The following is a 21,922-nucleotide window of genomic DNA, read 5'->3' as shown; positions in this document are numbered from 1 at the left end:
CTCTGATTTCGAGTGAATCGCTTAGTTACGAGTAAATCTATTAACCGTACAGGTATCAAATCTATGGTCACATTAACATGCGGATGTAGTTTAGTGGTAGAACTTCAGCCTTCCAAGCTGATCGTGAGGGTTCGATTCCCTTCGTCCGCTCCAAATTATCCGACGGCTAACAACTCTAAGATTTCCACTTTTTAAGTGGGAAATAAGAATTGTACAGCCCCTGGATAGGTTCAACTATAATTCAGACAGAGTCTGAATTAAGTTTCACTCTATGGGTGCATAGCTCAGTTGGATAGAGCAACGGCCTTCTAAGCCGTGTGTCCGGGGTTCGAATCCCTGTGCGCTCACCATTTATATGGCGGTTAGCATATTGTGCTAACCCCGCCTATATGATATGATATATATAGATCATGCGTCCTTAGCTCAGTCGGATAGAGTCGCTGGCTTCGAACCAGTTGGTCGGGGGTTCGAGTCCCTCAGGGCGCACCAGTAAAAAGAAGGCTTGTGGCAGTAATTAATTTACTACTACAAGCCTTTTTACTACTATTTTACTACTACCACTTTTTTAAATCCAACAATTATGATGATTTTGTTTTTTGCTACTCACAATGTGCAACTTATTTAATAAAGTTCATATTATATCTAGCAGGAGAATGGAAAAAAATGTAGTATATATACAATAATAGACAAACTCCCCGAAATAAAGATGATTATTAAATATTGATACCATCAATCTAGACTGTTAAATTTTTAAGAAGATAGAGATTTTAGGAATAGAATACACAAATGATGGATAAACATTTAAATATAATAATTGAAATCGAAAACTGGGAGTGTTATAATGAAAACGTTTAATAATAATAGGGAGGAGGATGTCAAAGTGAATTCCGTTCTAGTGATGAAGGAATATGCAGAAGAGCGCATCCCCAAGAAAGCAAGAAAAATAATCGTGAATTGTAATAGTAAATGTAGTGCTAAAGGTAATGTTTCTGTCTTTACTAAGGAAGAAGTTCAAAACATTTATGCACTAGAAACTCGTCGTAGTGGATGTGATGAGTTTAGTGAACTATGGGATGAGTAAAGGGATGAAAGGGAGAATTACTAATGGGGGACTTGCCAAGATTAGTTTCACACAAAGATATTATTAGAGGAAAAATATTTAATGTAGCGGTGCCGCATACATCAGGGAGACCACTTAATTTTGTCATTGAAGATCCAGGACAAAAAGGGACATATAAAATAATAACTAAAGATGATGGATTTGAAGGTGAAAAGGACCCTAAGACAGGAAAAAAAATTGCTCCTGTTGTAAAGGTGGTCACTGAATTTAAATTACGACCTGCAATAGTTATTTCAGATGATTATTGGAATAACAATGAAGATTATTATTCTGTGGTTGTCGTGCCAATTGCATCAATATATGAAGAAGATAAGAAGAATCCACTTATAAAAAGAATGATGACAAGTAATGATTTAGATGGGTTGCACTATATAGGGACGAAAACAGGAAGAGATGCGTATGTGACAGTAAATGATCCTGTGCGTTTAAATAAAAATATGTTATTTGAGCCTAAAAAACAGATTGTTTTGGATGACCCGTTAATGACTGTTTTAATGGAAAAGTTTGCAAAGTGCTTCGCTGTGAAAAAAATTGCAAGATGCAGAGAATGTGAACACAATTGTGAGAGTTGTGAATTTAGGCTTGCAGTTAATAAGTAGAATTACATATACAAATTAAATCACCCAACAACCATTAGTTTGTTATATTTAATGGTTGTTGGGTGATTTAATTTTCATTGCTTGGCGAGGCTTTTTTATTTTGGAAAAGAAAGTTTGTTTTTGCAGCAGCAGCTTGCTTTATTTCTGGCATGACATGGCTATAAATGTCTAGTGTCATGCTGATATCGCTGTGTCCTAATATTTCTTGAACTACTTTGGGATGTTCGTTTAATTCTAATAGCCTTGTTGCATAAGTGTGTCTAAGGGCATGGAAGTTTACATTTTGAAGGTTGGCCCGCTTACTTATAGAGCGGCATTTTTGGAGAAAATTATTAGTGTCAACTATCTTACCGATTTCAGTGGAAAATAATAAATTATTATCCTCGTATATTTTACCAGCGATTAGCTTTTCTTGTAGCTGTCTTTTCCTGTGTTCCTTCAATTCTGCAACAGCGTTCTGGGGTAGGGAATGGATCTACGTCCAGACTTAGTTCTTGGTTCTTGAAAGATAATATGGGTTTTTGTAGTACTGCTAGGATCAAAGTTCTTAACCCTTCTCATTGGTGAACACACTCTCTTTTGACTGCCATCCACAGAGGATAGCAACTTCATTATAAATCCTCTTTGGAATTAAATCAAATAAAATTTTAGGAGGATGTACAAATGAAAAGAATGTATGTAGAATTACCTGAGAGTATTATGTCTATTGAGTTTGAGGATGAAATTTTCATTAATAGCTTGCATGTAAAAGATGAATCATCAGTAGAAGATAAAGAAATGTAGATATCAATCTAATATCTTATCAACTTTAGACGGGAGTTTTATCCCGTCTTTTTATATTAAACTTGGTCTGGGTAATATTATTACTATTTTTGATAATCGCTGAGAGGGCTCATGTGTGAATGATCATGAAAAATTGTACCACTTGCTAATGAATTTTTTTACCACTTCCGATCACCAATTGTTTACCACTTAGTGGTCATTCATCGGAGCGTAGCGGAGACTCTTTATTTTGAGTAGGAGCCATGTTAGCCTTATATGGCAAGGGGTAGGCAGATATGAGCCATCCCACTTTCCACTCAGAAACATGGCTCCAGAGGCTCAATGTAAAGAGTGACCACGTCTCTAAAGTGGTAAAATAATTCATTAGCATTTATGCTGTATTTGGTAAAGAAATTCGTTAGCATTTACACTCATGTATAAAAAAGATAAATTAACAAAAGATATCTCTAATTTAAAGGAATAAAATGGATTTTATTTTTATTACTAATTAGAGAGGAAGAAAATAATTGAATTACAGATTAAATAAATTTCAACCCCTATTCAGCAATAAAATTGTACTGAATGAAATTAAAGGTATAAAGATTCCTAACTTTAGAGAGAAGCATGATGTAATAAGAAGATGGATTATAAATAAGGATATATTACAAAAATCAAATGAGGAGGAAATAAAACCTGATTATTTCATAGATTTTTTTAAAACAATTCTAGGATACACTGGAATAACGACTCAAGAGGATAAATTCACACTTAGAATTGAAAAAAAGACTGAAACTGATAGAACTAAACCAGATGGTATCCTAGGATTTTATGATAAAAAAGGAAAAACAGAAACTACCCAAGCCGTTATTGAAGTAAAAGGCTGGAAAATAGATTTAGATGCAAAGCAGAAAGATAGAACGCCTGTTGAACAAGCATTTAGGTATCTACATAAATATGATAAATGTAGGTGGGTTATTGTAACTAATTTTTATGAATTAAGATTGTATAAAAATGGTAGAAGTCAAAACTATTGTGAAAGATTTTTTTTAGAAGACTTATAAGATGAGCAGGAGTTCAAAAAATTCTATCTGCTTTTGACTAGTGAAAATTTGATAAAGGAAAGCAATAAATCGTTTACAGAAGTATTAAGCGAAAAAAGTGAAATAAATGAAAAAGACATCACAAATAAATTTTATCATCAATATAAACAAATAAGAATTCAATTAATTCAAGGATTAAAGGAAAACAATGTAGGATTAAATATTGAAGATTTGGTTAGATTGGCTCAAAAGCTACTTGATAGAATAATTTTCATCCGATTTTGTGAAGATATGAGGCTTCTACCAGAAGAATTTAGATTAGGAGAAATAGTACAAGCAGCAAAGGAATCCTATCAAAATGTTTGGGATGTGCTCAAAAACCTCTTTAGATTGTTAGATGAGGGATGTAATGAGAAAAATATTAACAAATTTAATGGAGGGCTATTTAAGTTCGACAAGGAATTAGATAATTTAAATATTCCCGAATCATTGTTTCACTCTTTATTTTACTTTATATCCGAATATGATTTTTCTTCTGATATTAATGTAAATATACTTGGTCACATTTTTGAGCAATCAATAACAGATTTAGAAGAATTGAAAGCAGGTCTAGGCGATAGAATGGTCGGAAAAAAGCCTGCAAAGAAAAAGCGAAATGGGATTTACTATACTCCAAAGTTTATAACCAAGTATATTGTAGAAAATAGTTTAGGAAAATATTTAGAAGAAAAGCTTACTGAGGCTAGAGCAGAAGCCGAAAAAATCATGGAAAAAAGCAACAACAAGAGAAAACTGCCCAAAAATAAAATAGAACTTAAAACTTTAGAGATTTATAGAGATAAGCTTTATAAGATCAAAATTTTGGATCCTGCTTGTGGCTCGGGTGCATTTTTGGTTGAAGTATTTGATTATCTAATTGATGTATATACAGAAACACAGAAAAGAATTGAGGAACTGAGCAAGAGAGCAAATCAGATAAGCATTTTTGATTTAAATAAGCAAATTTTAAATAACAATATATACGGGGTAGATTTAAATGAAGAAAGCGTTGAAATAACAAAGTTATCACTTTGGCTGAAAACAGCAGAAAAGGACAAACCTTTAACATATTTAGATAACCAAATCAAATGTGGGAATAGCCTAATTAGTGATAAAAGGTATTTAGGAAATAAAGCGTTTGATTGGGAAAAAGAGTTTCCAGAGGTTTTTGAAGCTGGTGGATTTGATGTAGTAGTAGGTAATCCACCCTACGTAAATTCAAAATTAATTAGTCAGGAAGAACGACAGTATTATTGGGACAATTATAAAGAGATACTAAAGAATGATTTAGACCTATACCAAATTTTTATGTATTTAGGTTTCGACAAGTTGTTAAAGCAAGACGGATATTTAGGTTATATAACTCCTAATTCATATTTTGTAAATATGTCGTTTGAACTTCTAAGGGATAAAATTCTAAGCAACACTACGATTGTAAATATAGTTGATTTTCCATATAGATATTTTCCTTTTGAGGACGTAAATACTGAAACTGCTATTACTATTATTAAAAAAGCTGAGACTAAATCTCACTGGTCCAAAGTAAATAAAATCATTAAAAATGAAATTATGAATTTACCTATAAGGCTTCATAACCCTAGAGATATAAGGCTTCCAATGATGAGAAATGATAATAGGTTTTTTATAAACATAAGTGACCTGAGTCTGAATATTTTAGATAGAACTAAAAGTATCAACTTTGATAAGATATTTAAGGTTAGCAACCCTTCTAGCCTTGATAGAGCCAATAGATATCCAAGAACTTCTAGCAAAAAATATAACAAATGCATTTTTACCAAAGACGAATTAGAATTGGATCCAGAACTTAAAGAAATTTGTGTTCCGTGTATTGAGGGTGATAACATTGCAAAGTATCACATTCATGGTGAAGAAAAATACACAAACAAAGCGTGGCAAGAGAGTTCCACGATAAAAGAAATTAATCACAGAACTATGCAATTAATGAATCAAGAAAAATTAGTTGGGCAAAGAATTACAGGGCAGGCAAAAGAAAGAATTGTATTTAGCTATGACGAAAATAACCATATAACTATGCCGAGTGTGAATATAATCAATGTTATAGATAGTGGCGGTATGTATGACAAAAAGACTCTGTTACTGTTTTTATTAGGAACATTAAATTCAACATTATTTAATCATCTATATAAAGATATTTTTGGAGAAGCAAATACGAATATAACGAGTGATGTATTTACAACTATACCTATTCCGCAATATAGAAAAAGTTTTCTAGAAGAATTCGGAAAAGTAGTTAATGAGAAACTTGAAACTAAAAGAAAAATATATTCTCAGACAAACAATTTTACAAGCTATATGAATAAAGCACACAATATAGATAAAAATATTGGACCGCTTAAAAACTTCTACAAGCTAGACTTCCATACTTTCCTTGATGAGTTAGATAAACGAAAGATCAAATTGACTGAACAAGTAAAATTTGAATTAATGCACATATTTGAGCAGGAGAAAAAAAATATATTTAAGATGGAAGAAAAAGCGAGTAATTTAAGGAAGGAGATAGATTCATTAGTATATAAATTATATGGTTTGTCATCAGAAGAAATCGGAGAAATAGAAAAAAGTAAGTGATTACGGAAATGAAAGTAGTAAATATATAGTAGGGACTATAACTTAAAGGAGATTAACTGTAAAACTTGTACTACTATTTTACTACTACAGCAATGAAAAACTATTAATCTTAATGTTCTTATATGAACCAACTAACATTATAAGTGTTGGAATATAAACATTTATGAACGATAAAGAAGTTCGGCGACTTGTTTGCCAACGAACTTCGAACCAGTTGGTCGGGGGTTCGAGTCCTTCAGGGCGCACCAGTAAAAAGAAATAAAAAAACCATCAAAGCATTGCTTTGATGGTTTTTTTATTTCTTTTTGTATTTACGTAATCATGTTTTTGTCCAAGTATAATCTGGCATATTCTTTGCAACGAAAAAGTTTCTAATGGTACTGTTGAATGCTTTGGGATATTGAGGATGAAGTCATTGAGCAGTTCTATTATACAAAGGTAAGTGTAAGGAGGCGTAAAAATGGCAAAAGAGCTGATCATTCATCCTTCAAAATGTATTGGCTGCAGCAGTTGTGTATTAACGTGTTCAATTACCTACCATAACGAGTTTAGTAAAAGCAAATCGCACATATCTATCCAAAAAAATGATTTTGAAGGCATATTTCAAATCTGTTTTAAATCTACTTGTCTAAAATGTTGTAAGTGTGGTGAAGTGTGTCCAACAGATTGCCTAAGGGTGAGTAACTTATAAAGGAGATGGCGCAATATGAACGGATATGCCAATGGATTACTAGAGATTGATCTATCAAGTAATACCATAGAGTTACGGAAGATAACCAAAGAAATAAAAAAACAATATATCAGTGGTGCTGGATTGACTACAAAAATACTTTGGGATGAATTACCTAAAGGAGCGGATCCTTTAGGCCCTGACAATATACTTTGTTTTGCGGCTGGATTATTGGTAGGAACGAATATTCCTACAGCCTGTCGCGTTGAAGCCTCCGCAAAATCACCCTTAACAGGTCGTCTAGGAACATCAAACTCTGGAAACTATTGGGGAAGTGAATTAAAGTACGCAGGATATGATGGAATTATCATAAAAGGAGCAGCTGAATCATTAGTATATCTTTATATTAGCGATTATCATGTGAAAATATTATCGGCAGAGCATTTGAGGGGATTAGATGCATGGGAGACCATCCATCAAATACGATTAACCCATAGGGATCAAGAAATTCAAGTTGCCACCATAGGGCAAGCGGGCGAAAACTTATGCCGTTTTGCAAGTATTCAAAATGGACCTTTTGATGCATGGGGACGAAGCGGATTAGGTGCAGTCATGGGGTCAAAAAAGTTAAAGGCTATAGCTGTAAAAGGAAACAAAAGCATCTCTGTATTCAATAAAAAGGAATTTACAAAAATTTCCCAAGAAACTAGAAATGCCATATATTCCTCTCCCTTTTATGGTCCCTTTCGTAAATATGGTACGATGCTTGCCACGGTGCCTTATCATGAATTTGGGGCGCTGCCAGTGAGAAACTTTCAAAAAGGCTATGCTTCTAATTGGATAGAGACTAGAAGCAGGAAACAAGTGGATAACTATAGTACGAGGGGGGTATCTTGTATGTCATGTCCTATTGCTTGTGCTCATTGGGTTGAAATACCCCATGGTCCTTATGAAGGCTTGAGGATGAAGGATTTGGAGGTAACTCCTTTTGTGGGGTTTGCTGCTGGTTGTGATATCGAAAAAGTGGATTCTGTCATCAAACTCACGGAAATGTGCCAGCGGTATGGAATGGACCTTGTTTCAGCTGCTGCTGTAATCGCATATGCCATGGAGCTTTTTCAAAGAAATATTTTAACCGAAGAAATCCTTGGCTTTCAATTAGCATGGGGGGATGAAAAGGCTACACTTAAATTATTGGAACGAATTGCCCATAGGGAAGGCATCGGCGATGTATTAGCAGAAGGAACCTATAGGGCATCAAAGAAAATACCAAATTCAGAGCAGTATTCCATCCATGTGAAGGGCATGGAGATACCAATGATAGACCCTAGAGGCCGCTGGTCTACCTGGACATTTGGAAATCTTACGAATATTCGTGGAGGCGATCATCTAAGATGTCGTAATCCAGTGGAAAACTTAAAGTATAATGAAAACCCCACACCGTATATGACAGAAAAATTTGGTTTTTCGGACGAAATATATGAACAATTAGATATGACGGAGGAAATGAGAAATACAATATTTGACCAGGATACGAAAGATGTAAATATACCCTTCATGTCAAAGTGGGCTGAGGACCTAATTTCTGTTTACAACATCTTGGGGATGTGTATCAGACCACCAGTTTTACAGACCGTTGGGCCTACTAAATTGGCAGCTATGATTAATTCATTAACTGGTCAAAATATCCTTCCAGAAGAACTGCTAAAGGTAGGAGAAAGAACTTGGAATCTACAAAAACTCTTTAATGTTAGAGAGGGAGAAATCCATCAAGAAAGTAAGTTTCCAGAAAGATTTTACTGTGAAAAATTAATAGATCAGTCAGGTAAGGTGAGAGGCCTTGAAAGAGAAGCCGTGGAGAAAACCCTAAGTGAATACTATAGAGCTAGGGGCTGGCATGTTGATACAGGAGTGCCAATGAGAGAAAAGCTGGCACAGCTAGGCCTTTTGACCAAGGAAACTTATACATAGAAGTTATGATAAATATGTTATATGGCGCTGTAGTATATCGATGGTCCAATGAATCGAAAATATAATGAAATATAGAAAGGTGTTAATTTAAAAATTTTATAGGGTGATGCAGTAAAGCATCTCTCCTATGATAAATTGCATCATTAGATTCTAGACGGATTTTTATAGGGAACAAAGACATGTACTATAAATCAGTCCTATGAGAATCAATGATAGCTTGAGAATGAATGCTTTGTTTATAAATAGGATGCAAATACGCATCGAGTTCCCCTTAAATAGAATTCGTAAGAGGTATCTAAAGCAGGTTTTTAAGCAATAAATGATTGGCATACTTGTTGCAACAATATATGTACAATCCAAAAAATATAAGGGGGTATTTTCATGATCTTTAAATTAACGCAAGAGCAAGAAGCTGTGCAAAAACTTGTACGGGAATTCGTTGAAAAAGAAGTTGCTCCTGGGGTAGCAGAAAGAGATGAAAAAGAAGATTTTGCACCTACCTATGAATTGCTGATGAAAATGGGTAAGCTTGGTTTGCTAGGATTACCTTATCCTAAGGAATATGGTGGTGCAGGTGGAGATCAAATCGCTTACGTTTTGGCAGGATTAGAAATTAATAAAGTAGATGCCTCATTAGGATGTTCTTACTCCGTAGCAATTTCCTTATCTGCATGGCCAATATTCCATTATGGCAATGAAGCACAAAGACAAAAATACTCTGTACCTATGTTTAAAGGAGAAAAATTAGGCGCCTTTGCTTTGACAGAGCCGAATGCAGGCAGTGATTCAGGGGCAAGTGAATGTACAGCTGTGCTAGAAGGAGATCATTATATACTTAATGGTACAAAAATATTCTGTACGAATGCTGGTTTTGCGGATATCTATGTAGTATTTGCTATGACAGATCCATCAAAAGGCGTCAAAGGGATCAGTGCTTTTATCGTTGAAAAAGATACGCCTGGCTTTAATTTCATGAAGCAAGAAAGAAAGATGGGAATAAGAGCAACTGTTCAAAGAGAAATCGTCATGGAAAATGTTAAAGTACCTAAGGAAAACCTACTCGGAAAAGAAGGCGATGGCTTTAAGATAGCGATGACTACCTTAGATGGAGGAAGAATCGGTATCGCTGCCCAAGGAGCTGGTATTGCATTTGGAGCCTATGAGTATGCAAGAAAGTATGCTATGCAAAGAGTTCAGTTCGGAAAGCCCATTGCGGCACAGCAAGCAATTGCTTTTAAACTCGCAGACATGATTACAAAAGCTGAGGCATCTCTCCTACTATCATTAGAGGCTGCTTATCTAAAGGATTCAGGACAAAAATATGGGATGCATGCTGCAATGGCAAAAATGTTCGCCACCGATTCGGCTGCACAAAATGCATCAGAGGCAGTGCAGATTCTTGGCGGCCATGGGTTCCTCAGAGACCATCCTGTTGAAAGAATGATGCGGGATGCAAAAATAACACAAATTTATGAAGGAACCAATGAAATTCAAAAGGTTGTAATTAGCGGTCATATTCTAAGATAGTAGTTTACATATATCAGAACATGACCCCTCTTTAGAGGGGTCTTCAAACCATTTTGATTATACCGTAAAATGCTTATGAATAGATCAGGGAGGGGTATGGATGGTTCAAATAATTTCTATAGAAGCAGCAGCGGCCATGGTTAAAGAAGGAATGCGCATTATGGTGCCTGGATTTTTAGCAGTAGGAACAGCTGAAAAGCTGGTGGATGCTTTGGTAGCTGCGAATACGGGAAATCTCACTTTAATTGCCATTTCCACAGCATATGAGGGTAAGGGCAGTGGAAAGCTTGTAGTAAACAAACAGGTGAAGAAAGCGATTGTTTCATATATTGGAGCGAATCCTGAGTCAGGGCGACAATTTGCAGCAGGTGAACTAGAAGTAGAGTTTGTTCCCCAAGGTACATTGGTGGAGAGAATACGATGCGGAGGTATGGGTTTAGGCGGGGTTCTAACACCTACAGGGGTAGGCACAGAAGTAGAAGCACATAAGGAAAAAATTGAAATTGATGGACGTACATATTTGCTAGAAAAAAGACTCAGGGCAGATGTTGCTTTCCTGAAGGCGAAAAAGGCAGATAAGGCTGGTAATTTGGTGTTCCATCGTGCTGCAAGAAATATTAATCCAATTATGGGGCCAGCTGCAGACATTACGATTGTTCAGGCAGATGAAATAGTAGAGATAGGTATGCTTGACCCTGATGAAGTAATGATGCCGGGTATTTTTGTTGATTATTTGGTTCAGGGCTAAGGAGGGGGAAAGCATGGATATAAAGACGTTTATTGCAAAAAGAGTTGCTCAAGAATTTAAAAATGGTGATTTTGTAAACTTAGGGATTGGCATTCCTACTTTATCTGGCAATTACATTCCTGAAGGTGTAAAGGTAGTGATGCACTCTGAGAACGGACATTATGGTTTCGGACCTTCTCCTAAAAATGAGACTGAAACAGATAGTGAGTTGATAAATGCCAGTGGTGCTGTGGTTACCTTATTGCCAGGAGCAGCTTGCTTTGATAGCGCATTATCCTTTGGAATTATGAGAGGCGGCCATTTAGATGCGACTGTCCTTGGCGCCTTACAGGTGGACCAGGAAGGAAATCTAGCGAATTGGAAAATGCCTGGAGGGAAAACGCCTGGCATGGGTGGAGGAATGGATCTTGTGGTAGGTGCCAAAAGAGTTATTGTGGCGATGGAGCATACTGCGAAGGGCAGCCCTAAGATACTAAAAAGATGCACGATTCCATTAACTGCGGAGAAGGTAGTAAGCAGGATTATTACAGAAAAGGCTGTTTTTGACGTGACAGATCAAGGACTGATGCTCATTGAAATTGCAGATGAAACTACCGTTGATGAGCTTCGAAAAACGACTGAAGCAGACTTTAGGGTATCAGAGGATTTGAAAAAAATTGCAGTTGAATAAGATATTTATTTTTTTATTCAATATTTAGATTTTTACGAGGGGTGATGGGATGAAGAATAGAGCATTTGTCTTTCCTGGTCAAGGAACCCATTATGCTGGAATGGGGATGGATTTGGCAAAGAATTTTAGAGAAGCAGATGAAATATACCAAATGGCCAATGATATCATGGGCATTGATATAAGAAAGCTTTGCTTTATGGGGCCGGAGGAAGAGCTTTTGAAGACAGAAAATTCACAGCCTACAATTCATACCACGAGTATTGCAATATTAAAGGTATTACAAAAATATGGGTTTGAGGCAGATGTAACCGCAGGATTTAGCTTAGGACAATACTCTTCCTTAGTCTATGGGGGGGCTCTGAGGTTTGAAGACACTGTTAAGCTTGTGAAAAAAAGGGGCGTTCTCATGCAAGAAGCAGTACCTATGGGAAGGGGAAAGATGTGTGCGATCGTGGGACTCGAAAGAGAAGAAGTGTTTAGTATTGTTGAAGAATCTAAGCATTTAGGGCATATAGAACCATCCAATTATAATTGTCCGGGTCAGGTTATTGTGGCAGGTTTAAATGCTGCTGTAGAGAATGCATCAAGATTGGCCATTGAGAAGGGGGCAAAAAGTGCGGACTACTTGAGGGTGAGCGGCCCCTTCCATACGGAACTGTTAGTAGAGGCGGGAATAAAGCTAAGAGAAGAACTGGATAAGATCGATGTAAAGAATCCTATTAAACAATATGTAGATAATGTGACCGGAGATTTTTTCACTGAGAAAGACGATTTAAAGGAACTACTCAAGGAGCATGTGTATAAGGCTGTGATGTGGGAAGATTCAGTAAATGCAATGCTAAAGGCAGGTGTAGATACCTTTATCGAGATTGGGCCTAAGAGTGTACTAACAGCTTTCAACAAACGTACAGCAGAAAAGCAAGGAATTAAGATTAAGTGCTATAATATCGAAGATATGAAAACCCTTGAGGAATTTTTGAGACAAGAGTCTCCAGCGTAAATATTTTAGCCGGTATTATGTTCGTTTTTCTAAGAATTTATTATGGATAAAGGGGAGAGTATTTATGAAGATAAAGAAAGTATTAATTGTAGGGCCTGGACAAATGGGAAGTGGGATTGGCCACGTAATGGCTCAAGCAGGAATCGAAGTATCACTGAGGGCCCATGAGTTAGTCTTTGCACAAAAAGGATTAGCATCTATTGATAAGAATTTAAGCAAATTGGTGGAAAAGGGTAAAATGTCAGTTGAAGAAAAGGCTGTTATTTTAGGTCGTATCAATATTGGAGAAGGCTTTGACGAGAAAGATTGCGATGTCGATCTAGCCATTGAAGCAGTACCAGAACAAATGGAATTAAAGATAGAGATCTTCAAAAAATTAGATAAGCTTTGTCCGCCTCACACAATTCTTGCTACCAATACTTCTTCTTTACCTGTTACTGCAATTGGAGCGATTACAAGTCGTCCTGAGAAAGTAGTAGGAATGCATTTTTTCAGCCCGGTGCATTTGATGAAATTGGTTGAAGTTGTTAAAGGTTTGGCTACGAATGAAGAAACTGTTGAGACCATCATGAAGTTGGGTGTAGAAATTGGTAAGCGTCCTGTGGAAGTAAAGGACTATCCAGGTTTTGTTGGTAATAGGATTATGGTACCAATGATGAATGAGGCAATTTATACATTATATGAAGGTGTTGCAGATGCAAAAACAATAGATGATGTAGCTGTACTTGGCTTCAATCATCCAATCGGACCCTTAAGATTATGTGATGCAATCGGTAATGATACGATTCTTGCAGTAATGGAAGTTCTTTATAAAGAATTGGGTGATCCTAAATATCGACCTTGTCCATTATTAAGAAAAATGGTAGAAGCGAATTATTTAGGAAAAAAATCAGGGCGTGGTTTCTACAACGATTATCAAAAATAATTTATTTGAATAAGGGGGAGCGTTATGTCACGATACAAGAATTTGCTTTATCAAAATGAAAATGGCATAGGAATATTGACCATGAATAGACCTAAGGCTCTAAATGCCTTAAATGCAGAAACAATGGAAGAGCTTTCTGACTTCTTCGAAAGAGCAGCGAAGGATGAGGAATTAAAGGTTCTTATCATTACTGGAAGTGAGAGAAGCTTCATTGCAGGGGCAGACATCACTGAAATGCTGCCAATGTCAAGTGCAGAAGGTAAAGCATGGGGTGAAGTGGGGCATAAAGTTTTTAACCAAATAGAGTCTCTACCAAAACCAGTCATTGCTGCTATAAATGGCTTTGCTCTTGGAGGAGGCTGCGAGTTCGCAATGGCATGTGATATTCGCATTGCATCTGAAAAAGCAAAGTTTGGGCAGCCAGAAGTTGGTCTTGGTATCATTCCTGGGTTTGCAGGGACGCAAAGATTACCAAGGCTTATAGGAAAAGGCAGAGCAAAAGAACTTTTGTTTACATGTGATTTAATCGATGCACAAGAAGCATATCGAATTGGACTGGTGAACAAGGTAGTTGCACCTGAAGAATTATTAAACGCTGCCATGGCTATGGCCGAAAAGATTTTGAAACAGGCTCCTTATGCTGTTCGTTTGTGCAAAGAGGCTGTAAACGTCGGGATGGAAGTAGATCAAGATACTGGCACATCCTATGAGGGAACGCTATTTGGTATCACATGCTCTACGGAGGATAAAAAAGAAGGTATGACTGCATTTGTTGAAAAAAGAAAACCGACTTTCATAGGAAGATAACGTATCTAGGCCTTTGCGTAACAGTCAAGGGCCTTTTTTATATCATTTTTTTATTGTATGCATATGAATACATATATTTCTCTGGGCATATGCTTGTACATCTGCACATATAATTGGATTAGAAGTAGATTGGGCGGCGACTGAATGATATGCTTGAAAACTTACATTCACTGAAAATGACAAACAAATGGTGAAGAAATATGGAGTATTATAGGCCTCTAGCTAGCAGAGAATCAAGGGAAAGGAGGGAGAAATTTTGAAAATCCTTGTGTTAATGAAGGAAATAATAGACACGGAATGCCGTATTCGATTAGATAGTAATCATAACATCGATGAAGAGGACATAAAGTATATTTTTAACCCAAGTGATGAACATGCCCTTGAAGAAGCGCTCAGAATAAAAGAAACCGTAGGCGGAGAAGTCATTATTTATGCGATCGCGAGACAAGCATCTACACCATCGTTTAAATATTTATTAGCAAAAGGAGCAGATCGTGTATTTATTATTCCGAGCAATGAAAGTAATCCAGTTTTGATGAGTCAGATGATAGGAAATGCCGTCTACAATGAAAGCGGTGATTTTGACTTAATATTGGCAGGGGTCATGGGAATTGATAGAAACAATGGACAGATTCCTGGAAGATTGAGCATAATTTTGGACATTCCACTGGTGACCATGGTAGAAAAAATCGATTTAGTAAAGGACAGAATGATTTGTTATAGAGAAGCTGAAACTCAATTAGAGATGATCGAAGTTAGACTCCCAGCTGTAATCACAGTGCAGAGAGGAATAAATAAATTACGCTATCCCACAGCGAATTCGTTGATAAAGAATAACGAATCAAAAATTATATATTTATCAAACCAATTATCAATAACCCATGAAAAAGCGAATATCAAATATGCATATCCAAAGACAAGACCACCAGTTAAACTGTTTGATGGTCAGGAACCAGATAATGCGGTGAGAGAACTAATAAAGGCTTTAATCCAGGATAAGATATTGTGAAGATATATAGGTTAGGTGGGATTGGAATGGATAAGAGTATTTTGGTCATTGTAGAGCATGATGATGGTAGATTAAAAATTTCAAGTAAAGAAATTCTTAGCTTTTCTAGTGAAATAGCCGTAAAAACTGGAATGAAAGTATTTGCTGCAGTTTATGGAAGTGCTATTAACCATGAAGTGTTTGAGGAGATTGGGAAGTGTGGGGTGGGTGAGATATATTATGGAGAAAACCATCTTTTTTTGATGCCAAATGTTGAAATTTTACTTCCATTTCTAGCTGAAGTTATTACTGAATGTAGACCTCAGTTCGTATTCACTGGAAATACACCTATTGGAAAAGACCTTCTACCTCCGATGGCACAAATATTTTCATCAGAAATGGTTAGTGATGTTATACAAATCAATACGATCCATGATTCATTACAGTTCATCAAAACAATTTTTGGGGGAAAAATCATAGAAATGAATGGGTACAAAAAACAAAGAGTATTTGCAACCATACGACCGAATGCTATTGGCATAAGAAACAATATGGCAGTGATACCATCAATTAAAGTAATAAAAAGTCAAGTAAACCCTCCAATAAACTACATTCTCAAGGAAGTTGTTAAGAAAAATCAAAGCCGTAAACCGTTATATGAAGCAGAAATAATTGTTTGCGGAGGCCGCGGTATTAAGCGGTCAGAGGATTTTTTTCTATTAGAAGAATTGGCTGGAGTATTGGGGGCTTCGCTGGGTTATACAAGGGCAGTGATAGATGCTGGATTCAAGCCTCGTTCATTGCAGATTGGTCAAACAGGAAAAACTGTTTCACCCAAAATCATTATTACCTGTGGCATATCCGGGGCAATTCAATTTGTGGCAGGAATATCCACTGCCCAACACATTATTGCAATAAATAAGGATCAACGTGCTACAATTTTTAAGACTGCCCATTATGGAATAATCGGAGACTTATATCAAGTGGTTCCTGCTTTGACAGATGAGTTTAAGAGAATCCTGAATAAATAAAGTAAGTCACGGTAAGCAGGAATACCGTAAGTTTGACAAGTGACACACATTACTTATGGTAAATTTAAAAAGGAGAGTGAAGGTATGGATAAACAGTTCTTAGAACTTGTTAGTCATTTGTATGTTTTGGAGAATCAAACGATTCAACAGGCCATTGAATTATTGGATAATACACATGTAAATGCTCTCCCAGTAATTAGTGAAGAAAAAAAATACATAGGTGTTGTTACGCTAAAAAGTCTAATTTATAACAGGTGTATTGATCAAAATCAATCCATACTTACGTATATTAAGCGATATAAGCCCATCAGACTTAAAGATGATATGTTGAAAAAGGCAGCAGCAACAATAAAAAAATATCATTATGATATTGTACCAGTAGTAAAAAATAATCTTTATCAGGGATTTCTTTCAAAAGAAGATATCTATCATTTTGCCTATTTGCACTTTATGGAAAAATCAAATGAATACAGTCAGGTAATAGATTCTTCATATAATGGTATCGTAGCAATCAATGCAGAGGGGATTATTTTTGTATATAACCCAGCTGCGGAAAGAATACTTGGCTATAAAAAAGAAGAGATGCTTGGAAAGCACGTGTCCTGCTTAGACCCTGCTAATGGACTTTTAGAAACGTTAAAATCAAGGAAAACCTCTGTTGGAACCAAAACTACACTTAATGGTTTTACCATTTTGACAAATAGAACCCCTTTAATTTATAAAGGAGAATACGTGGGAGCAGTTGGCGTTTTTCAAGATGTTTCAGATCTAGAAAAGGCCAGTCATGAGCTAAATATATATAAAAGTCTATCCCAAGAGCTTAATACAATACTGGAAAGCTCTTATGATGGACTGTATATTTGTGATCAAAATGGCCGGGTTATAAGGGTAAATACTGCATGGGAAAAAATATGCGGGATTAAACGGGAATTTGCATTGAGCAAAACTGCAAAAGAATTAGTGGATGAGGGATGGTACGACAAATCTGCTGCCCTCATGACGATCAAGACCAAAAAGGTTTTTTCCACCATGTTAGAAATTAAGTCTGGGCCTAAAAAAGGTCAGATCATCATGGCTACAGGTACGCCAATTTTCGACGAAAATGGTGAGTTAATTCAGGTGGTGGTCAATGTTCGAGATATAACGGATCTAGAAAATCTTAAAGTACGGCTTTTAGAAACGATGGAATTAAGCAAACGCTATGAAAGTGAGTTAGAAGAGATTAGGCTTCAACTTCACAAAAAAAGTGATGATATCGTTGTTAGAAGTCCAGCAATGCAAAGTGTAATGGAATTGGCTGTTAGAGTCTCAAAGGTGGACTCTACGGTAATGATCACTGGGGAATCAGGGGTAGGGAAAGATGTGATTGCTAAAAAAATCCATATGCTTAGCAATCGAAGAGATAATAGTTTAATAAAAATAAACTGTGGAGCTATTCCCGAGAATCTGCTGGAGTCTGAATTGTTTGGCTATGAGGGAGGGGCTTTTACAGGAGCAAAAAAAGAAGGTAAGCCAGGAATGTTTGAATTGGCCTCGGGAGGTACGCTGTTTTTAGATGAAATAGGAGATATGCCATTAGGCTTACAGGTAAAGCTGTTGAAGGTGCTGCAAGAAAAGGAAATGATACGGGTGGGTGGGACAAAAACGATTAAAGTCGACGCGAGGATCATTACTGCCACCAATAGAGACTTGGAAGAAATGGTTAAGGAAGGCACCTTTCGCAAGGATTTATTTTACCGCTTAAATGTAGTGAATATAAAAATACCTCCATTAAGGAATCGGAAAGAAGACATGGAGCATTTGCTGGGTTTTGTGCTAAACAACTTAAATAAAAGATATCAGTCGAATAAATATCTTTCCCAGCCTGTGATTGAGAGACTACTTCAATATGATTGGCCAGGAAATATCAGGGAACTTGAAAATATGCTAGAAAGATTGGTTATACTTTCTGACGATCAACTCATTCAGTTGAAACATTTACCTGGTTTCTTAATTGAATCTGGAGTTGTCACTGACAATATTACTATAAAAGGAATCATTCCGTTGAAGGAGGCTGTGGAGGAGCTAGAAAGCCAACTGCTTAAGGAAGCACTAAAAAAATATAAGACCACAAGGCAGGTTGCAAAATCTCTGGGTGTTAATCAGTCGACCATCGTTCGAAAACTACATCAGTATCAAATTAACAGAGATGATGCAGAAGAGCATGACCTTGATGCGTATGGGCATCTAATTAAAATCTAAGACTAGCTCAATATTTGCGATAAACTGTTGTACCTTGATGCAATATTCAATCAAAAAACTTAAAAGTTAAAAATACAAAAAGAATCTTATCCATTGAAAGGGTGAGATTCTTTTTTTTATGAGTATTCCGATCGTGTAATTATCAAGGATTAAGGCGAAAGAAATTAAAAGTGATTCTATGCTGTATTGTTGGCACACAACTTGCTCTTCTCAAGGGCAGAGAGAACATATAGAAAATTAGAGAAAGGAGAGATCGTGTGAATAAATGGAACGAAATGTATAAAGCCAAACTGGCATCTGCAGAAGAGATTGTAAAAAACATTAACGCCGGTGAGATTTGCGCCAGTACCTGTGCATTAGGGGAACCGATTGGTTTAGTGGACGCTTTGGCAGAGAGAGCAAAGAGGGAAAAGTTAGAAGGAATCACCCATCACCTCTTACTGACACTTAGAAATAATCAATACTTATCCCCTGAGGTATCAAGTCGGTTAAAGCATGTAGCATGGTTTACCAGTGGATATGCACGAAAAGCAGTACAAGAAGGATATGCCGATTTCATGCCTTGCTATTACTATGAAGCGCCGAAGCTATGGCGGGAGTTTGTAGAAGCAGATGTATTCTATGCTACTGTTTCACCGATGGATAAGCAAGGATGGTTCAGCTTTGGTGTATCTGTAAGCAATGCTAGAGCACAAATGCTTCGGGCTAAAAAAGTATATTTGGAAGTGAATAAATACATGCCTAGAACGCATGGGAGAGGGTTTGTTCACATTTCAGAGGTTGATGCTATTTATGAAAATGATGTACCTTTGATAGAAATGATGGAGGCGCCTATTACGGAAAAAGATGAAATCGTAGGGAATTATATAGCTGAATTAATTCCCAATGAGGCAACTATTCAATTAGGAATTGGTGGAATCCCTAATGCAGTAGCAAAGGCACTTAGAAACAAACGAGACCTTGGTATCCACAGCGAAATGTTCACCGAGGGAATGGTAGATCTAATAGAATCAGGAATCGTAACCAATCGAAAAAAGAATGTAAACCCATATAAAACAATTGCTGGTTTCGCAGCGGGAACCCGTAGAATGTATGATTTCTTACATGATAATCCTGGTGTCGAATTTCATCCCATAGACTACGTTAACGATGTCAACGTCATTGCTTCTCATGATAACTTTATTTCTATCAATGCTACCCTTGAAGTAGATTTACTGGGGCAAGTATGTTCTGAATCTATTGGTTCTAAACAATTTAGCGGTACCGGTGGGCAGGTTGATTTTGTAAGAGGTGCAGGCGTTTCTAAAGGAGGAAAATCATTCATTACTACCTATTCCACAGCAAAAAATGACAGCATTACAAAAATCAAGCCAACATTGGCAGAAGGTTCCCATGTAACCTGTGCGAAAAACGATGTTGATTATATTGTTACTGAGTATGGTGTTGCAAGACTAAAGGGGAAGACTGCTTCGCAGAGGGCGACTGCACTAATTAATATCGCACACCCGAACTTTAGAGAAGAATTGACTCATGAAGCTAAAAAAATGCATTTGATTCCTTAAAGCGCGTGCTAAAAGGGGATATAGAGAAAAGCCATTGAAAGCATTAAGGTCCGGTAGGAAAGCATGACAAAATATGATTAAGGAGTGATTGAATATGACATTAATGAATGGAAATCAGTACAAAGAGAGCTTAAAGAAAATGCGTCCAAATATTTACAAGTTTGGTGAACTAATCGAGGATGTTACAACACATGCTGCAACGAGGCTGCACGTTGAATCAGTTGCCCACGCTTATGATATGGCTTTTGACGAGAAAAAATCTCCACTTTATACCACAATATCTTTCCTTTCTGGTGAAAAAGCCCATCGTTGGAATACGCTCATGACCTCAATGGAAGACATTGTTGGCAATGCTGATATGAAACGTGACCAATATCGCTGGTCTGGTACCTGTACCGGGGCTACTTGTGCGGGCTGGACCGTCCTTTCTGCTCTTTGGGATGCAACATTCCAATGTGATAAAGAAAACGGTACCAATTATCATGAGCGGCTTAAAAACTATATGATGCATGTGGAGGACAATGCCCTTGCATTGGTAGGCGCAATAACTGATGCGAAAGGGAATCGTTCTCTGAAGCCATCACAGCAATCCAATCCAGACTCCTACCTACATATTAAAGAAAGACGGGCAGATGGTGTTGTTATCAGCGGTTATAAAATCCAGATCTGCGGTACTGCAGCTGCCCATGAACTTGTGTTTATTCCCACCAGCGGTTATGGTGCAGATGATGCTGATTTCTGTGTAGCCGGTGCAATCCCCAAGGATGCTCCAGGGATCACCATCATAGAAACTCGTCGTCCAAGTGATGAGCGGGATTTGGAAGAAGGTTGGGATGCCCCAAAGGTTGGTAACATTACTCAGGCTTACATCCTTTTTGAAGATGTGTTTGTACCTAATGAGCGTTTATTCCTCTGTGGTGAATTCAAATACTCTGGCAAGATTATCGGTGATTTTGCGGCTATATACCGTGCAGCCATCGGTGCTTGCGTTGCTGGCCAGGGTGACATCATGATTGGAGCTGCTATCAACATGGCTCGCGCCAACGGGCTTTCCCAAAAGACATTCCAAACTACCCTCAATGAAATGGCAATAAAAAATGAAATTACTTATGGATTGGGACTTGGTGCCATGGTAAAAGGTAAGAAGACTGCCTCAGGAACCTTTATTCCTAGCCCTCTATTAGCCCATACCAACAAGACGCAAGTTGCAAAACTGCCCTATGATGTAAAGGTTATGGCCCAGGATATCAGTGGTGGTATAGCAGAGACAGGTTGTATGCCTCCCTACGCTGATTTCCAGCATCCAGAATACGGTAAGAAGTTGATCGAAACGCTTACAGCTGGTACAGATGGCGAGTCTCGTGCCCGTGCAGCTCGTCTTGTTGAATGGCTGACAGTTGGCGGCGGCATCCCAGGTTGTATGCACGGTGGTGGATCTCCTGATGGTGCCAAGCTAGTAGTTAAAGCACTTACAAAATGGGAAGACCATGCATCTGATGCCAAGAGAATTGCTGGTATCACAGCTGATCTTGCAGAACCTCCAAAAAAGTAAGCAACAAGAATATAGTAAATTTGACGAACACATAAGGCATTTCACCCTATAGGGGATGTG

At 37.1% G+C, this 21,922-nt stretch carries 17 protein-coding genes and 3 tRNA genes; 19 read left to right on the top strand and 1 reads right to left on the bottom strand.

All coding sequences use genetic code 11. The features are described from left to right. The first annotated feature begins 79 nt into the window (after positions 1 to 79). The 5 genes from K0R93_RS01215 to K0R93_RS01195 all read left to right on the top strand — a co-directional run bounded on the left by K0R93_RS01215 (position 80) and on the right by K0R93_RS01195 (position 1,719). Positions 80 to 153: transfer RNA gene (locus tag K0R93_RS01215), tRNA-Gly, on the top strand. 120 nt (positions 154 to 273) lie between these two features. Continuing rightward, positions 274 to 350 (top strand) — tRNA-Arg (locus K0R93_RS01210). Between the two features lie 62 nt (positions 351 to 412). Continuing rightward, positions 413 to 489 (top strand) — tRNA-Arg (locus K0R93_RS01205). Positions 490 to 880: 391 nt separating this feature from the next. Then, positions 881 to 1,081 (top strand): hypothetical protein, encoded by a 201-nt coding sequence (locus K0R93_RS01200; RefSeq protein WP_300296305.1) that lies wholly within the window; start codon positions 881 to 883, stop codon positions 1,079 to 1,081. Positions 1,082 to 1,104: 23 nt separating this feature from the next. Continuing rightward, on the top strand, positions 1,105 to 1,719 hold the full coding sequence (locus K0R93_RS01195) for a type II toxin-antitoxin system PemK/MazF family toxin (protein WP_300296300.1): 615 nt from the start codon (positions 1,105 to 1,107) through the stop codon (positions 1,717 to 1,719). A 67-nt stretch (positions 1,720 to 1,786) separates the two neighbouring features. On the opposite strand, the gene K0R93_RS01190 is transcribed toward K0R93_RS01195, so the two are convergent. Next, complete coding sequence (locus K0R93_RS01190) at positions 1,787 to 2,161, bottom strand: tyrosine-type recombinase/integrase (RefSeq protein ID WP_300296298.1); 375 nt, start codon at positions 2,159 to 2,161, stop codon at positions 1,787 to 1,789. Positions 2,162 to 3,008: 847 nt separating this feature from the next. Here K0R93_RS01190 and K0R93_RS01185 point away from each other — a divergent pair. The 14 genes from K0R93_RS01185 (at position 3,009) to K0R93_RS01120 (ending at position 21,862) form a co-directional block, all read left to right on the top strand. Then, positions 3,009 to 3,542, top strand: coding sequence for a type IIL restriction-modification enzyme MmeI (locus K0R93_RS01185; protein WP_300296295.1), 534 nt, complete (start codon positions 3,009 to 3,011; stop codon positions 3,540 to 3,542). Between the two features lie 48 nt (positions 3,543 to 3,590). Then, on the top strand, positions 3,591 to 6,170 hold the full coding sequence (locus tag K0R93_RS01180) for an Eco57I restriction-modification methylase domain-containing protein (protein WP_300296292.1): 2,580 nt from the start codon (positions 3,591 to 3,593) through the stop codon (positions 6,168 to 6,170). A gap of 706 nt (positions 6,171 to 6,876) precedes the next feature. After that, positions 6,877 to 8,811, top strand: a complete 1,935-nt coding sequence (locus tag K0R93_RS01175) for an aldehyde ferredoxin oxidoreductase family protein (RefSeq protein WP_300296289.1) — start codon at positions 6,877 to 6,879, stop codon at positions 8,809 to 8,811. A gap of 381 nt (positions 8,812 to 9,192) precedes the next feature. Beyond that, entirely contained in the window at positions 9,193 to 10,338 is a 1,146-nt protein-coding gene (locus K0R93_RS01170; RefSeq protein ID WP_300296286.1) for an acyl-CoA dehydrogenase family protein, read from the top strand. Between the two features lie 100 nt (positions 10,339 to 10,438). Then, positions 10,439 to 11,086, top strand: coding sequence for a CoA transferase subunit A (locus K0R93_RS01165; RefSeq protein ID WP_300296283.1), 648 nt, complete (start codon positions 10,439 to 10,441; stop codon positions 11,084 to 11,086). Positions 11,087 to 11,099: 13 nt separating this feature from the next. Beyond that, the gene (locus K0R93_RS01160; protein WP_300296280.1) at positions 11,100 to 11,756 is read left to right on the top strand and encodes a 3-oxoacid CoA-transferase subunit B; all 657 of its coding nucleotides are present in this window, start codon (positions 11,100 to 11,102) and stop codon (positions 11,754 to 11,756) included. A 49-nt stretch (positions 11,757 to 11,805) separates the two neighbouring features. Further along, complete coding sequence (gene fabD, locus K0R93_RS01155; RefSeq protein ID WP_300296277.1) at positions 11,806 to 12,756, top strand: ACP S-malonyltransferase; 951 nt, start codon at positions 11,806 to 11,808, stop codon at positions 12,754 to 12,756. A gap of 64 nt (positions 12,757 to 12,820) precedes the next feature. Next, complete coding sequence (locus K0R93_RS01150) at positions 12,821 to 13,681, top strand: 3-hydroxyacyl-CoA dehydrogenase family protein (RefSeq protein WP_330684955.1); 861 nt, start codon at positions 12,821 to 12,823, stop codon at positions 13,679 to 13,681. 24 nt (positions 13,682 to 13,705) lie between these two features. Further along, complete coding sequence (locus K0R93_RS01145) at positions 13,706 to 14,488, top strand: enoyl-CoA hydratase-related protein (RefSeq protein WP_300296273.1); 783 nt, start codon at positions 13,706 to 13,708, stop codon at positions 14,486 to 14,488. Positions 14,489 to 14,744: 256 nt separating this feature from the next. Continuing rightward, positions 14,745 to 15,497 carry an electron transfer flavoprotein subunit beta/FixA family protein gene (locus K0R93_RS01140; RefSeq protein WP_300296270.1) on the top strand — a complete coding sequence of 251 codons (753 nt, stop codon included), beginning with the start codon at positions 14,745 to 14,747 and terminating at the stop codon, positions 15,495 to 15,497. A 26-nt stretch (positions 15,498 to 15,523) separates the two neighbouring features. Continuing rightward, positions 15,524 to 16,507: an electron transfer flavoprotein subunit alpha/FixB family protein gene (locus K0R93_RS01135; RefSeq protein ID WP_300296267.1), complete on the top strand. Its 984-nt coding sequence runs from the start codon at positions 15,524 to 15,526 to the stop codon at positions 16,505 to 16,507. Between the two features lie 84 nt (positions 16,508 to 16,591). Further along, complete coding sequence (locus K0R93_RS01130) at positions 16,592 to 18,748, top strand: sigma-54-dependent Fis family transcriptional regulator (protein ID WP_300296264.1); 2,157 nt, start codon at positions 16,592 to 16,594, stop codon at positions 18,746 to 18,748. 257 nt (positions 18,749 to 19,005) lie between these two features. After that, on the top strand, positions 19,006 to 20,310 hold the full coding sequence (locus tag K0R93_RS01125) for an acetyl-CoA hydrolase/transferase family protein (protein WP_300296261.1): 1,305 nt from the start codon (positions 19,006 to 19,008) through the stop codon (positions 20,308 to 20,310). 94 nt (positions 20,311 to 20,404) lie between these two features. After that, on the top strand, positions 20,405 to 21,862 hold the full coding sequence (locus K0R93_RS01120; protein WP_300296258.1) for a 4-hydroxyphenylacetate 3-hydroxylase N-terminal domain-containing protein: 1,458 nt from the start codon (positions 20,405 to 20,407) through the stop codon (positions 21,860 to 21,862). Positions 21,863 to 21,922: the final 60 nt, after the last annotated feature.

Source organism: Anaerosolibacter sp., from assembly GCF_029240175.1.
Lineage (GTDB): Bacteria > Bacillota > Clostridia > Peptostreptococcales > Thermotaleaceae > Anaerosolibacter.
This window is presented reverse-complemented; position numbering and strand designations above follow the sequence as displayed.